A 13,374-nucleotide genomic window follows, 5' to 3' on the forward strand; every position below is an offset into this window, starting at 1 on the left:
CACGCTGCTCGCGCGCCCGGATCGCGCGCGAGCTGCACGACGTGGTCGCCCACCACATGTCGGTGATAACGGTGCAGGCGGACAGCGCCCCGTACCGGATCGGCGGCCTGCCGCCCGAGGCGGAGCGGGAGTTCGGCACCATCGCGGCCACCGCCCGTGAGTCCCTGGCCGAGATGCGGCGGCTGCTGGGCGTGCTGCGCAGCGAGGACACCCGCGGGGAGCGCGCGCCGCAGCCCGGTCTCGACCGGGTGCCGCAACTGGTCGAGGCGACCGTACGGGCCGGGATACCCACCAAGTTGTCGATCGCGAAGGACGTGGCCGCGCTCGGGCCGCTGCCGCAGGCGGTGGACCTGTCGGCGTACCGGATCGTGCAGGAGGCGCTGGCCAATGTGGTGCGGCACGCCCCGGGCGCCCCGACGAACGTGTCGATCCTGGCCTCCGCGGACCGTACGGGGCTGACGGTGCTCGTCGTCAACGGCCCGGCCGGCGGCACGTCCCGGCCGCCCCTGGAGACCACCGGCACCGGCCACGGCCTGGTCGGCATGCGGGAACGCGTCCGGCTGGTCGGCGGCACCCTGGACACCGGCCCGCTGCCCGACGGCGGCTTCCGCCTGGCGGCCCGGCTCCCGCTCGTCGAGGTGGCCCGGCCCACAGCAGAAGCAGACGCAGCAGAATCAGCGAGCGCGGCAGACTCAGCGAGCGCAGAAGGCGCGACAGGCGCAGAAAGGGACCCCCACGCTCCATGACCATCCGGGTGATCATCGTCGACGACCAGGCCATGGTGCGCGCGGGCTTCGCCGCGCTGCTCGCCGCGCAGAGCGACATCGACGTCGTCGGCGAGGCCCCCGACGGGAAGCAGGGGGTCGAGGTGAGCCGCAGCACCCATCCGGACGTGGTGCTCATGGACGTCCGGATGCCCGAGATGGACGGCCTGGAGGCGGCGCGCCGCCTGCTCGACCCGCCGCCCGGGGTCACCCACCGCCCGAAGGTGCTGATGCTCACCACCTTCGACGTGGACGACTACGTGTACGAGGCGCTGCGCGCGGGCGCCAGCGGCTTCCTGCTCAAGGACGCCCCGCCCGCCGACCTGATCTCGGCGGTGCGGGTCGTGGCCGCCGGGGAGGCGCTGCTCGCCCCGTCCGTGACCCGCCGTCTCATCGCCGACTTCGCCCGGCAGCGGCCCGCACCGCGCAAGAACCTCGCCGTGCGGCGCAGCGGGCTCACCCCGCGCGAGACCGAGGTGCTGGAGCTCATCGCCCGCGGGCTGTCCAACCAGGAGATCGCGGAGTCGCTGGTGCTGGCCGAACAGACCGTCAAGACGCACATCGGGCGGGTGCTCGCCAAGCTGGGGCTGCGCGACCGGGCCCAGGCCGTGATCTTCGCCTATGAATCGGGCCTGGTGACACCGGGTCAATAGCCACCCCCTACCCAGGTATGACCCGGCAGTTGGCTCCGGGGTGTGACGCTTCGCCACCCACCGTCTTCCTACGTTTCCCTCCGCCAGCGAACGACAGAGGGGGACGCGACCATGTCGCACACATCGGTCGGCCGACACCGGGCCCGCAGCCTGATCACCGCCGCGCTCATGGTCACCGTGATGGCGGGCACCGCGGGCTGGACCGTGGCCCATGAGCAGCAGGCCATCACCGGCCCGCCGCCCGGCACGGCCGCCTGGCGCGCGGACCACTCCCTGGGCCCCGGCGCCGCGGGCCGGCTGCCCGACCCGGCCGACGCCTCCCCCGCCGAGGTCGCGCGTTTCTTCGCCCGGCTCACCGCGGCCCAGCGGCACACCCTGGCCCTGCGCCATCCGCTGGTCGTCGGCAACCTCGACGGCGCGCCCGTGGCGCTGCGCTACACCGCCAACGCCCTCGCGATCCGGGCGGAGCGCGACAGGGAGCGGACCGCCGACCCCGAGAGCCCGCTCATCGACCGCTACACCCGGCTCCTCGCCCCCGGCCGCCGGATCCTGGCCTTCGACCCGCGCGGCCGCGGCCAAGTGGCCGAGGTCTACGGAGACCTGACGACCGCGCAGCGCACGGCGGTGCTCGTGCCGGGCTCCGACACCGACCTGGGCGACTTCGACCGCGTCAGGGCCTCGTACGGCTCGGCGGCGGGCATGGCCAGGTCGCTGCGCGCGCAGATGGCCCGGGAGGCGCCCGGGGTCCGCTCGGCCGTCGTGGTCTGGGTCGGCTACACCACCCCGCTGGGCCTGGGCCCGGACGCCGCCACCGGTCGCCTCGCCAAGGCGGGCGCGCCCCGCCTCGACCGCTTCCTCGCCGGTCTGGCCGCGACGGCCGGCGAGGCCCTGGAGGCCCCGCCGGCCGTCTTCTGCCACAGCTACGGCTCGGTCGTCTGCGGGCTGACGTCCTCCGGCCTGGACCGGGCGGAGATCTCCGACCTGGTGGTCTTCGGCAGCCCCGGGGTCCGGGCCGACGACGCCGCGGACCTGGGCCCGGCCGCCCGGGTGTGGGCGGCGCGCGACGGCTCCGACTGGGTGCGGCGGGTCACCGGCTTCGACTTCCTGGGGCTCGGCCACGGCGAGGACCCGACCGACCCGTCCTTCGGCGCGCGGGTCGTCTCAGCCGCCGGGGCCCACGGCCACACCGGCTACTTCGCGCCCGGCACCGAGTCGCTGCGCAACTTCGCGCGGATCGCCGTCGGCCACTTCGCCGCGGTCCGCTGTGCCGACGGCGCGGGCTACGACCGCGACTGCCGCCATGGCCTCGGCTGAGCCCCCGCCGTCCGGGTTCGCGGTGCTGTGCGCGTATCTCTTCGCCCTGGGCCGGGAGGGTGGGGAGCCCGGCGAGGATCCCGGCGACGGGCCGCCGCCCGGGGAGCGCCGGGCGCTGCTGCTCCGCGCGGCCACCGCGGTCGTCGCCTCCCTCGCGATATGCGCGGCGGCCCTCCTGGACATCGGCTCCCCCTAGGCGGGTGGGATCGGCGGCGGGCAGCGGCGGGCACGGCGACGCCGGCCCGGACGGGTCCGGGCCGGCGTCGGGGTGCGGGTCACGCGCTGCGGCTACGGCTTGTCGAAGGTCCAGACGGCGCGGGCGCCGGGGCCCACGACCAGGGTCGAGTTGCCGATCCGCTCGGTGTGCCGGTAGTCCACCGACTTGTTGAGGGCCATGGTGATCTGCTTCAGGCCCACCTTGTCGGCCGGAACCACGTCGAACTGGACCGTGGTGAGGCCGTCCTTGACGAGGACGCCACCCTTGACGTGCCGGATGTCCAGCCCGCCCGCCTCGTACAGCGGAAGCTGCTGCTCGAGGTCGCGTTCGGTGACGGCGAAGCGGACGCGGGTCAGGTCCCGCATCAGGTGGTCCTTGTAGGTGTCCGGAAGGTAGCGCTGTCGGCTGACGTCACCGGGGTAGCTCGCCGGGCCCGTCTTGCTGCGCGGGTCGGCGAAGTACTCCGGCCGGTACTCCATCGCCCAGGAGCCGAAGGCGTCATAGGCGGTGACCGGGATCTGGACGCCGTTGAACCACGGCACCCGGACGCCGTCGCCGAAGTCACGGGTCTGGAGGAACTCGTCCGGCTTCTCGACCCCCCGCTCCTTCAGCCCCTCGGTAACCTTCGCCAGGTCGCCCTCGTGCTCGGGCGAGTACGCCACCGCCGAGGAGCCGAAGTTGGCGTCCTGGCCGGGCAGGTCGCCGGCGCCGAACAGCTCGACGTAGGTCTGGCTGCCGTACAGGTAGCGGCCCTTCCAGGTGAGGTCGCCACCGGTGGTGGTGCGGACCTCGAAGGCGCCGAACTCGCGCAGGAACTGCGAGTTCTCGACGGCGTCGGCCGTCTCCCGGTCCAGCACGCCGTAGGAGTGGTTGTAGAAGAGGAGCTGGTCATCGGCCGATGCCCGGCTCTCGGCGTGGCGCGCCGTCTGCGCGCCGGCCTGGGCGGACCCCGCGAAGGCCACACTGGCGACCACGGCGAGGCCTACGGTTGCCCTTAAAACACGACGAATAAACATGCCGGTGATCCTAAGCGGTGCCGATCACAAAGGGAACGTTTGTTCGTGATTCAAGGGTTCACCACTCCCGGCCGCGCATGCGCTACTCCCGGCCCGCGCTGGTGAAGGTCATGTCCTCGTAGCGGTCCCCCGCGACCCGGCCCGCGATCGGCTCCAGCGCGGCCAGCTCCTCCTCGCTCAGCTCGATCCGCGTCGCCGCCGTGTTCTCCTCCAGGCGGCGCCGGCTGCGCGTGCCGGGGATCGGCACCACGGCCAGGCCCGCGTGGACCCGCGCCCGCTGCTGCACCCACGCCAGCGCGATCTGCGCGAGCGTCGCCCCGTGGGCCTCGGCGACCTTCCGCACGGGCTCCAGCAGGGCCGCGTTGGCCGCCGCGTTGTCGCCCGTGAAGCGGGGCTGCCGGCGGCGGAAGTCGTCGCTGGGCAGTTCCCGGTCGGCGTTGGCGAACGACCCGGTCAGGAAGCCTCGGCCGAGCGGCGAGTAGGGCACGAAGGCGACGCCCAGCTCGCGCGCCGCGCCGACCACCCCCTGCTCGACGTCCCTGCTGAACAGCGACCACTCCGACTGCACCGCCGCAATCGGGTGCACCGCGTGCGCGGCCCGCAGCTCGCCGCCGGTGACCTCGCTGAGCCCGAGGTGCCTCACCTTGCCCTCGGCCACCAGCTCGGCCATGGCGCCGACGCTCTCCTCCAGCGGCACGTCGGGGTTGCGCCGGTGCATGTAGTAGAGGTCCACATGGTCGACACCGAGGCGGCGCAGGCTGTTCTCGATGGCCTCACGGATGTACGGGGCGTCGTTGCGGATCACGGTCCGCCCGTAGGGGTCGTCCGGCGAGCGCACGATGGAGAACTTGGTCGCCAGCACCACCCGGTCCCGGTGGGCCCGGACGAAGGGGGCGAGGAACTCCTCGTTGGCGCCGAGGCCGTAGACGTCGGCGGTGTCGAGGAGGGTGACACCCAGCTCCAGGGCCCGCTCCAGCGTGGCCCGCGCCTCCGTCTCGTCCGTCGGTCCGTAAGCCCAGCTCATGCCCATGCAGCCCAGGCCCTGCACCCCGACTTGGGGGCCGTCGGTGCCCAGCGCGACGGTGTCGAGCTTCTCGCTGTCCGCGGTGGTCATATGGTGTTCAGGCCCTCTCCGCCGAGCGTCGGGCGCCGGCGTAAATTTCGATCTTGAAGTCGAGGACGTGCAGGGTGTCCTGCAGCTCGGCGATCCGCTCCCGCACGTTCTCCCGGTGGGCGGTCAGCAGCGCCTCGCGCTCGCTGAAGGTGTGCTCGCCCTCGCGCACCAGCTCGGCGTAGCGGACCATGTCGGCGACCGGCATCCCGGTCAGCCGGAGCTTGCCCACGAGCTCGAGCCAGTCGAGGTCGCGGTTGGAGAAGCGGCGCTGGCCGGTGTGGGTGCGGTCCACGTGCGGCATCAGCCCGATCCGCTCGTACCAGCGCAGGGTGTGCGCCGAGAGGCCGGTGTGGGCGGCGACCTCGCTGATCGTGTAGCGGTCCTGCCCGGTGGGCCGGGGGTGGGTGACCCGCCCCGCGCACGTCCGCACCTTCACCGGTGCGCTCTCCAACACGGTCATGCCGCTCCACCTCTCGCCGTCGCTGATCCGTAAAGCCTCACGACGTTCTCAACGCTATTGACTTGGAGTGCACTCCAAGCAAGCCCGGATTTGAGGAATTCTTGGCTCCCCTTCCCGGGGTCCGGCCGCCGGCGGCCCTTGGCTAGGCTCTGGACCATGGAGAGCCTGCGGATGATCGAGAACTGGCCGGTGTCCACGGCGGCCGCCGCCGTCGTGCGCGCGGACGGCACGGTGGCCGGATCGTACGGCCCCGCCGACCATCGCTTCCCCCTCGCCTCGGTCACCAAGCCGCTGGCCGCGTACGCCGCGCTGGTCGCCGTCGAGGAGGGCGCGGTCGAGCTGGACGAGCCGGCCGGGCCCGAGGGGGCCACGGTCCGCCACCTGCTGGCCCACACCTCCGGGCTCGCCTTCGACGAGCACCGCTCCGCCGCCGCGCCCGGCACCCGCCGGCTGTACTCCAACGCCGGGTTCGAGGTGCTGGGCGACCACATCGCCAAGGCCACGGACATCCCCTTCGCCGAGTATCTGCGCCAGGCGGTGCTGGAGCCGCTGGGCATGGCCTCGACCGAGCTGTCCGGCTCCCCCGCCAAGGACGGCGTGTCCACCGTCGCCGACCTGACCCGCTTCGCGGCCGAGCTGCAGGCCCCGCGGCTGCTGGCCGACCGGACGCTGGCGGAGGCCACCGCCGTCGCCTTCCCCGGGCTGGGCGGGGTGCTGCCCGGCTACGGCCACCAGCGGCCCAACGACTGGGGGCTCGGCTTCGAGATACGCGACGGGAAGTCCCCGCACTGGACGGGCGCCGCGTCCTCGCCGCGCACGTTCGGGCATTTCGGGCAGTCCGGGACGTTCCTATGGGTGGACCCGGACGCGCGGGCGGCCTGTGTGGCCCTGACGGACCGGGCCTTCGGCCCCTGGGCGATCGAGGTCTGGCCCGCGCTGACCGACGCGGTCCTCGCCGAGCTGCGCGCCTGAGCCGTGCCCGGCAGCCGCGCCCGACAGCCCGGCGCGGCCCGGTCGGCCAAAGCGGCCCGGTCGGCCGTAGCGGCCCGTCAGCCGTACGAGGGCTCCGCGCGCATCGCCCACACCAGCAGCTCCGTCGGGGTCAGGGCGTGGGCCACCAGGTCCCGGCCCTCGGTGATCCGCGCCGCGTCCCCCGCCGTCAGCGTGTGGCCGGCGAGACGTATCTCACCCCGCACCACATGGGCGTACACCCAGGGCGCGGCGGGCAGCGCCACCCGCGCCCCGGCGGCCGGCCGCCGCACGGCGAGCGCGGCGCCCGCCCGCTCCAGGGCGTACGGCTCGGCCGGCCCACGGTCCGCGACGCCCCGCACCACCTCGTACGCGGGCTCGGCGCCCGCCTCCGCCGAGGTGAAGCCGGGGGCCGGGGCCAGCCACATCTGAAGGAACGTCAGCGGCTCGCGGCCCTCGTTGCGCTCGCTGTGCCGCACCCCGCCGCCCGCGCTGAGCCGCTGCAGCTCGCCGGGGCGCACCACGGTGCGGCCTCCGGTGGAGTCCTCGTGGGTGAGCTCCCCCTCGACCACCCAGGTGACGATCTCCAGGTCGCGGTGCGGGTGCTCGGCGAAGCCCGCGCCCGGGGCCAGCCGCTCCTCGTTGCAGGCCACGAGTGATCCGAATCGCGCATTTTCCGGGTCGTAATACCCAGAAAAGGAAAAGGCGTGGCGCGTCTCGATGCCTGCCCCGTCTCCGCCCCGATACCGTTCACCGGCCCGCTGTACCCAGATCACCCGGATCACGGTACCCACACCCACGACCCCGTCACCCGATAAGGCAGTCTTGTCCTCGTGCCAGAACCAGCCGCGAACAGCCCTCATCCGCACAGCGCCACGCTGCGCCGCCTGGAGAAGTCCTCCGGGAAGCTCGCAGCGAGCGCCATCGCCCGCATGGACGAGCAGCTGCCGTGGTACCGCGCGATGCCGCCGGAGAACCGGTCCTGGATCGGGCTGGTCGCCCAGGCGGGCATCGCGGCGTTCACCGAGTGGTTCCGGCACCCCGAGGCCCCGCAGGCCATCAGCACGGATGTGTTCGGCACCGCGCCGCGCGAGCTGACCCGCGCGATCACGCTGCGGCAGACCGTCGAGATGGTCCGCACCACGATCGAGGTCATGGAGTCCGCGATCGACGAGGTGGCGGCCCCCGGCGACGAGTCGGTGCTGCGCGAGGCGCTGCTGGTGTACGCGCGGGAGATCGCCTTCGCCACGGCGCAGGTGTACGCGCAGGCGGCGGAGGCCCGGGGCGCGTGGGACGCCCGGCTCGAGTCGCTGGTGGTCAACGCGGTGCTGTCCGGGGAGGCCGACGAGGGGGCGCTGTCCCGGGCCGCGGCCCTGGGCTGGAACTCGCCGGAGCATGTGTGCGTGGTGCTGGGCACCGCGCCCGACGGGGACAGCGAGCTGACCGTGGAGGCGATCCGGCGCGCCGCCCGCCACGCCAAGCTGCAGGTGCTCACCGGTGTCCTCGGCGACCGGCTGGTGGTGGTCGCGGGCGGCTCCGACAATCCGCTCCAGGCGGCGAAGGCGCTGATCGGGCCGTTCGCGGCGGGCCCGGTGGTGGCGGGCCCGGTGGTCTCCGACCTGCTGGCCGCGACCAAGTCCGCCGCGGCCGCCGCGGCCGGGCTGAAGGCGTGCACCGCCTGGCCGGACGCGCCGCGGCCGGTGCTCGCGGACGATCTGCTGCCGGAGCGCGCGATGGCCGCGGACCCGGCGGCGCGTGAGCAGTTGGTGGAGGAGATCTACAGACCGCTGGAGGAAGCGGGCTCCGCCCTGCTGGAAACTCTGAGCGTATATCTGGAACAGGCAAGCAGTCTGGAAGGCGCGGCGCGCATGCTCTTCGTTCACCCCAACACCGTGCGCTACCGGCTACGACGTGTGACCGACGTCACCGGGTGGTCTCCCTCCGACGTGCGCTCGGCGTTTACTCTGCGCATAGCCCTGATCCTGGGGCGTCTGGCCGACGCGGACCCCCAGGCCTAGCCCTTTGTCGGAGTCCAACAATTCCCTTCACGGTTCTTCGTCCTTGTCCTCACGGGCGGGCGAGACCGACCACAAGAGAGAGTGTGAGGGTGCTCGTACTCGTCGCTCCCGGCCAGGGCGCCCAGAAGCCCGGCTTCCTGACCCCCTGGCTCGACCTCCCCGGCGTCACCGAACGGCTGACCTGGTGGTCCGCCGTATCCGGCCTGGATCTGATCCACTACGGCACCAAGGCCGACGAGGAGGAGATCCGGGACACCGCCGTGGCCCAGCCGCTGCTGGTGGCCGCGGCACTCGTCTCCGCCCGGGCCCTGTTCCCCGAGGACGCCGCGGGCGCCGGGGGCGCCGGGAACTCCGCCGAGGGGCTCCCCGGGAGCGCCCGGGCCGTGCTCGGCGCGACGGCCGGCCACAGCGTCGGTGAGATCGCGGCGGCCGCGGTCGCCGGGGTGCTGACCGAGGAGACCGCCATGGTGCTGGTCCGCCGCCGCGGGCTGGCCATGGCGGAAGCCGCGGCCCAGGCCGAGACCGGCATGTCCGCGGTGCTCGGCGGCGAACAGGACGAGGTGGTCGCCCATCTGACCAAGCTCGGGCTGACCCCGGCGAACGTCAACGGCGCGGGCCAGATCGTGGCGGCCGGAACCGCCGAGCAGTTGGCCGCCCTGGCCGCCGACAAGCCCGAAGGGGTGCGCCGGGTGGTTCCGCTGGCGGTGGCCGGCGCCTTCCACACCGACCACATGGCCCCGGCGGTCTCGGCCCTGGACACCCTGGTCGCGGGCGCCCCCTTCGCCGACCCGCGCCTGACCTACGTCTCCAACCGGGACGGACACGTCGTCACCTCCGGCGCCGAGATCGCCCAGCGCCTGGTCGCCCAGGTGTCCAACCCGGTCCGCTGGGACCTGTGCATGGAGACCTTCCAGCGGCTGGGCGCCACCGCGATCATCGAGGTGGCGCCGGGCGGCACGCTCGTCGGCATCGCCAAGCGCGCCCTGCCGGGCGTCAAGACGCTGGCCCTCAAGACTCCCGACGACCTCGAGGCGGCCCGTGCGCTGATCGCCGAGCACGCTGTTCCGGTCGCCGACACCCCGGCCGAATAGGAGCTCCCAGAGCATGACCGCGAAGATCAAGCCCACCAAGGGCGCCCCGTACGCGCGCATCCTCGGTGTCGGCGGCTACCGTCCGCACCGCGTGGTCCCCAACGAGGAGATCCTCAAGCACATCGACTCCTCCGACGAGTGGATCCGCAGCCGCTCGGGGATCGCCACGCGGCACTGGGCCGGGCCGGACGAGACGGTGGCCACCATGTCCGTCGAGGCGGGCGGAAAGGCCATCGCCGCGGCGGGTCTGACGCCGGAGCAGATCGGCGGCGTGGTCGTCGCCACCGTCTCGCACTTCAAGCAGACCCCGGCGGTGGCCACCGAGATCGCCCACCGGCTCGGCGCGGGCAAGCCGGCCGCCTTCGACATCTCGGCGGGCTGCGCGGGCTTCGGCTACGGCCTGACCCTCGCCAAGGGCATGGTCACCGACGACACCGCCGAGTACGTGCTGGTCGTCGGCGTGGAGCGGCTCTCGGACCTGACGGACCTGGAGGACCGCGCGACCGCCTTCCTGTTCGGCGACGGCGCGGGCGCCGTGGTCGTCGGCCCGTCCGAGGAGCCCGCGATGGGCCCGACCGTCTGGGGCTCGGAGGGCGACAAGTCCGACACCATCACCCAGACGCTGCCGTGGGACGTGTACCGCGACGAGAAGGCCGCCGAGGTGCGCTTCCCCGCGATCACCCAGGAGGGCCAGTCGGTCTTCCGCTGGGCGGTCTACGAGATGGCCAAGGTCGCCCAGCAGGCCCTGGACGAGGCCGGGGTCAGCCCCCAGGACCTCGATGTCTTCATCCCCCATCAGGCCAACATGCGGATCATCGACTCGATGGTCAAAACCCTTGAGCTGCCGGAGCACGTCACGGTCGCCCGTGACGTGGAGACCACCGGCAACACCTCGGCCGCCTCCATCCCGCTCGCCATGGAGCGGCTGTTGGCGACCGGACAGGCGAAGAGCGGCGACACCGCGCTCGTCATCGGCTTCGGGGCGGGTCTCGTATACGCAGCGACGGTCGTTACCCTCCCTTAGTCAAGATCCCACGCAGCCCCGAACAGGTCGGACGCTGCGCACTCACCGCACACACCCGAAGAAGGAGCGCCGCAATGGCCGCCACTCAGGAAGAGATCGTCGAGGGTCTCGCCGAGATCGTCAACGAGATCGCCGGTATCCCGACCGAGGACGTCCTGCTGGAGAAGTCCTTCACGGACGACCTGGACGTCGACTCGCTGTCCATGGTCGAGGTCGTCGTCGCCGCCGAGGAGCGCTTCGACGTGAAGATCCCGGACGACGACGTCAAGAACCTCAAGACCGTCGGCGACGCCGCCGACTACATCCTCAAGCACCAGGGCTGAGTCCGAGCGCTTGTCGCCACCCGAGCGGTGGCGGGTCCAGCACCTTCAACACGTGGAATAGGAATCCTGTGAGCTCGACCAATCGCACCGTGGTCGTCACCGGTGTTGGTGCCACGACGCCGCTGGGTGGCGACGCCTCCGCCACCTGGGAGGCACTGCTCGCCGGTCGTTCCGGCGTACGCCTCCTCGACGAGGACTGGGCGGCCGACCTGCCCGTGCGCATCGCCGCGCGGATCGCGGTGGAGCCCGGTACCGTCATCCCCCGTCCGCAGGCCCGCAAGCTCGACCGCTCGGCGCAGTTCGCGCTGATCGCGGCCCGGGAGGCCTGGGCCGACGCCGGCTTCACCGCCCGGGCGGGCGAGGACCCGACAGTCGACCCCGACCGTCTTGGCGCGGTCGTGGCCTCCGGCATCGGCGGTGTGACCACCCTCCTCGACCAGTACGACGTGCTGCGCGAGAAGGGCGTCCGCAAGGTGTCCCCGCACACCGTGCCGATGCTCATGCCCAACAGCCCGGCGGCCAACGTCGGCCTGGAGGTGGGCGCCCGCGCCGGTGTCCACACCCCGGTCAGCGCCTGCGCGTCGGGCGCTGAGGCCATCGGTTACGCCATCGAGATGATCCGCACCGGCCGCGCCGACGTGGTGGTCGCGGGCGGCACCGAGGCGTCCATCCACCCGCTGCCCATCGTGGCCTTCGGCAACATGATGGCGATGTCGAAGAACAACGAGGACCCGCAGGGCGCCTCGCGTCCGTTCGACACCGGCCGCAACGGCTTCGTGATGGGCGAGGGGTCCGGCGTCATCGTCCTGGAGTCGGCCGAGCACGCCGCCCGGCGCGGCGCGCGGGTCTACGCCGAGGCCATCGGCCAGGGCATCTCGGCCGACGCGCACCACATCACCCAGCCCGAGCCCTCCGGGAACGGCATCGCCCACGCGCTGCAGAACCTGGTCGAGGCCACCGAGCTCAAGCCGGCCGAGATCGCGCACGTCAACGCGCACGCGACCTCGACCCCGCAGGGCGATGTGGCGGAGCTGAAGGCGCTGCGCAAGGTCTTCGGCCACGATGTCGACCACATGGCGATCTCCGCCACCAAGTCGATGACCGGCCACCTGCTGGGCGGCGCGGGCGGTGTGGAGACGGTGGCCACCGTGCTGGCCCTGCACCACCGGCTGGCCCCGCCCACGATCAACCTCGACCACCTCGACCCGGAAGCGGACGGGGACGTCGTGCGCGGCGAGCCCCGGCCCCTGCCGGCGGGCGCGATCGCCGCGCTCAACGACTCGTTCGGCTTCGGCGGCCACAACGTGGTGCTGGCCTTCCGGACGGTCTGATCCACCACCGGGGCTCCGCCCCGGACCCCGGCACACCTCAGGGTGCCCGCCGGGTCCGGGGCGGAGCCCCGCGTGTTGCCGCCGCGTGTTGCCGCGTTGCCGCCGCGTGTTGCCGCCGCGTGTTCCGGCCGCGTGTTCCGGCCGCCGCCTGCCGCGACCGCGTGTTCAGCCGTCGAAGCTGGCGAAGTACGACGCGGCCATGTCCTGGTCGCCGTGCCCCTTCTCGGTGGCCCGCCGGAACCGCTCCGCGCCCGCGGCCGCCACATCCAGCCGCACCCCCGCGCGCTGCCCCGCCTCGACGATCAGCCGGGCGTCCTTCTCCGCGGTCCTGGTCGCGAAGCTGGCCTCGAGATGGCCGCTGAGCAGCATCTCCGCCTTGGTCCGCAGATAGCCCATGTCCAGCGGCCCACCCGCGACCACGTCCAGGAAGGCGCGCGGGTCCACGCCGAGCCCCTCCGCGAGGGCCAGCGCCTCGGCCGTGCCGTTCGTGACGGTGAGCACCCAGCTGTTGGCCACCAGCTTGAGCCGGCTGGCCGCGCCCTGCTCTCCGCTGTCGCCCACCCACTGGGTCCGGCTGCCGATCCCGTCGAAGACGGGGGCCAGGACGGCACGGGCCGGCTCGGGGCCGGCGGCCAGCACCACCAGCTGTCCGCTCTCGGCGGGCTGCTTGGTGCCCAGGACGGGGGCGTCGACGAAGACCAGTCCGCTCTCCCGGGCGAAGGCGGTGAGGTCGTCGAGGCCGCTGAGACCGGCGGTGGTGGACTGGGCCCACACCGTGCCGGGGCGCAGCCCGGGGGCGGCCTGGCGCATCGCGTCGAGGGTGGCCGGGCCGTCGTGGAGGATCGTCAGGACGACGTCGGCGCCGTCCACGGCCTCGGCGGGGGTGTCGGTGACGCGGACACCGTGGGCGGCCAATGGCTCGGCCTTGGCGCGGGTGCGGTTCCAGGCGCGGACCTCGAGCCCGGCCCCGGCGAGGTTGCGGGCCATGGGGAAGCCCATGGTGCCGGTGCCGAGGACGGCGACGGATCGGGCGGGACGGGGGGTGGGGAGGTTTTCGGTCATGCCCGCACGCTAGGGCTT

15 protein-coding genes are annotated in these 13,374 nt (G+C 73.2%); 10 read left to right on the plus strand and 5 right to left on the minus strand.

Going from position 1 to position 13,374, the window contains the following annotated elements:
• The 4 genes from BBH68_RS04225 to BBH68_RS04240 form a co-directional block, all read left to right on the plus strand.
• A partial coding sequence (locus BBH68_RS04225) for a sensor histidine kinase (protein ID WP_245737883.1) occupies positions 1-746 on the plus strand: 746 nt, incomplete at its 5' end.
• Complete coding sequence (locus BBH68_RS04230; protein ID WP_065958902.1) at positions 743-1,417, plus strand: response regulator; 675 nt, start codon at positions 743-745, stop codon at positions 1,415-1,417. The genes BBH68_RS04225 and BBH68_RS04230, both read left to right, overlap by 4 nt.
• 111 nt (positions 1,418-1,528) lie before the next feature.
• A complete protein-coding gene (locus BBH68_RS04235) occupies positions 1,529-2,731 on the plus strand; it encodes an alpha/beta hydrolase (RefSeq protein WP_065958903.1) in 1,203 nt (400 codons plus the stop codon).
• Complete coding sequence (locus BBH68_RS04240) at positions 2,718-2,927, plus strand: hypothetical protein (RefSeq protein WP_065958904.1); 210 nt, start codon at positions 2,718-2,720, stop codon at positions 2,925-2,927. The genes BBH68_RS04235 and BBH68_RS04240 overlap by 14 nt, the downstream gene beginning before the upstream one ends.
• A 92-nt stretch (positions 2,928-3,019) precedes the next feature.
• Here BBH68_RS04240 and BBH68_RS04245 read toward each other — a convergent pair whose 3' ends face one another.
• The 3 genes from BBH68_RS04245 to BBH68_RS04255 form a co-directional block, all read right to left on the minus strand.
• Positions 3,020-3,964: a DUF5829 family protein gene (locus tag BBH68_RS04245; RefSeq protein WP_174588979.1), complete on the minus strand. Its 945-nt coding sequence runs from the start codon at positions 3,962-3,964 to the stop codon at positions 3,020-3,022.
• A gap of 82 nt (positions 3,965-4,046) precedes the next feature.
• Positions 4,047-5,078, minus strand: a complete 1,032-nt coding sequence (locus BBH68_RS04250) for an aldo/keto reductase (RefSeq protein ID WP_065958906.1) — start codon at positions 5,076-5,078, stop codon at positions 4,047-4,049.
• Between the two features lie 7 nt (positions 5,079-5,085).
• On the minus strand, positions 5,086-5,538 hold the full coding sequence (locus tag BBH68_RS04255) for a MerR family transcriptional regulator (RefSeq protein WP_065958907.1): 453 nt from the start codon (positions 5,536-5,538) through the stop codon (positions 5,086-5,088).
• A gap of 156 nt (positions 5,539-5,694) precedes the next feature.
• Here BBH68_RS04255 and BBH68_RS04260 point away from each other — a divergent pair, with 156 nt between their 5' ends.
• Positions 5,695-6,510 carry a serine hydrolase domain-containing protein gene (locus tag BBH68_RS04260; RefSeq protein ID WP_065958908.1) on the plus strand — a complete coding sequence of 272 codons (816 nt, stop codon included), beginning with the start codon at positions 5,695-5,697 and terminating at the stop codon, positions 6,508-6,510.
• Positions 6,511-6,587: 77 nt separating this feature from the next.
• Here BBH68_RS04260 and BBH68_RS04265 read toward each other — a convergent pair whose 3' ends face one another.
• Positions 6,588-7,292: a pirin family protein gene (locus BBH68_RS04265; RefSeq protein WP_425428774.1), complete on the minus strand. Its 705-nt coding sequence runs from the start codon at positions 7,290-7,292 to the stop codon at positions 6,588-6,590.
• Between the two features lie 48 nt (positions 7,293-7,340).
• Between BBH68_RS04265 and BBH68_RS04270 the strand changes: the two genes are divergently transcribed.
• The 5 genes from BBH68_RS04270 to fabF all read left to right on the plus strand — a co-directional run bounded on the left by BBH68_RS04270 (position 7,341) and on the right by fabF (position 12,294).
• Entirely contained in the window at positions 7,341-8,525 is a 1,185-nt protein-coding gene (locus tag BBH68_RS04270; protein ID WP_065958909.1) for a PucR family transcriptional regulator, read from the plus strand.
• A gap of 89 nt (positions 8,526-8,614) precedes the next feature.
• Complete coding sequence (locus BBH68_RS04275; RefSeq protein WP_065958910.1) at positions 8,615-9,616, plus strand: ACP S-malonyltransferase; 1,002 nt, start codon at positions 8,615-8,617, stop codon at positions 9,614-9,616.
• Between the two features lie 13 nt (positions 9,617-9,629).
• Positions 9,630-10,640, plus strand: coding sequence for a ketoacyl-ACP synthase III (locus tag BBH68_RS04280; protein ID WP_065958911.1), 1,011 nt, complete (start codon positions 9,630-9,632; stop codon positions 10,638-10,640).
• 74 nt (positions 10,641-10,714) lie between these two features.
• Positions 10,715-10,963, plus strand: coding sequence for an acyl carrier protein (locus BBH68_RS04285; protein ID WP_065958912.1), 249 nt, complete (start codon positions 10,715-10,717; stop codon positions 10,961-10,963).
• A 68-nt stretch (positions 10,964-11,031) separates the two neighbouring features.
• Positions 11,032-12,294, plus strand: a complete 1,263-nt coding sequence (gene fabF / locus BBH68_RS04290; protein ID WP_065958913.1) for a beta-ketoacyl-ACP synthase II — start codon at positions 11,032-11,034, stop codon at positions 12,292-12,294.
• 165 nt (positions 12,295-12,459) lie between these two features.
• On the opposite strand, the gene BBH68_RS04295 is transcribed toward fabF, so the two are convergent.
• The gene (locus BBH68_RS04295; RefSeq protein ID WP_065958914.1) at positions 12,460-13,356 is read right to left on the minus strand and encodes an NAD(P)-dependent oxidoreductase; all 897 of its coding nucleotides are present in this window, start codon (positions 13,354-13,356) and stop codon (positions 12,460-12,462) included.
• Positions 13,357-13,374 lie beyond the last annotated feature (18 nt).

The sequence above is a fragment of the Streptomyces sparsogenes genome, assembly GCF_001704635.1.
In the GTDB taxonomy this organism is placed as follows: Bacteria; Actinomycetota; Actinomycetes; order Streptomycetales; family Streptomycetaceae; genus Streptomyces; species Streptomyces sparsogenes.

What these genes read in the sequence shown, in the direction of transcription:
- BBH68_RS04295 (WP_065958914.1), bottom strand. Translation starts at nt 13,356, where the DNA reads ATGACCGAAAACCTCCCCACCCCCCGTCCCGCCCGATCCGTCGCCGTC.
- BBH68_RS04235 (WP_065958903.1), top strand. Translation starts at nt 1,529, where the DNA reads ATGTCGCACACATCGGTCGGCCGACACCGGGCCCGCAGCCTGATCACC.
- BBH68_RS04245 (WP_174588979.1), bottom strand. Translation starts at nt 3,964, where the DNA reads ATGTTTATTCGTCGTGTTTTAAGGGCAACCGTAGGCCTCGCCGTGGTC.
- BBH68_RS04230 (WP_065958902.1), top strand. Translation starts at nt 743, where the DNA reads ATGACCATCCGGGTGATCATCGTCGACGACCAGGCCATGGTGCGCGCG.
- BBH68_RS04240 (WP_065958904.1), top strand. Translation starts at nt 2,718, where the DNA reads ATGGCCTCGGCTGAGCCCCCGCCGTCCGGGTTCGCGGTGCTGTGCGCG.
- BBH68_RS04280 (WP_065958911.1), top strand. Translation starts at nt 9,630, where the DNA reads ATGACCGCGAAGATCAAGCCCACCAAGGGCGCCCCGTACGCGCGCATC.
- BBH68_RS04260 (WP_065958908.1), top strand. Translation starts at nt 5,695, where the DNA reads ATGGAGAGCCTGCGGATGATCGAGAACTGGCCGGTGTCCACGGCGGCC.
- BBH68_RS04285 (WP_065958912.1), top strand. Translation starts at nt 10,715, where the DNA reads ATGGCCGCCACTCAGGAAGAGATCGTCGAGGGTCTCGCCGAGATCGTC.
- BBH68_RS04255 (WP_065958907.1), bottom strand. Translation starts at nt 5,538, where the DNA reads ATGACCGTGTTGGAGAGCGCACCGGTGAAGGTGCGGACGTGCGCGGGG.
- BBH68_RS04250 (WP_065958906.1), bottom strand. Translation starts at nt 5,078, where the DNA reads ATGACCACCGCGGACAGCGAGAAGCTCGACACCGTCGCGCTGGGCACC.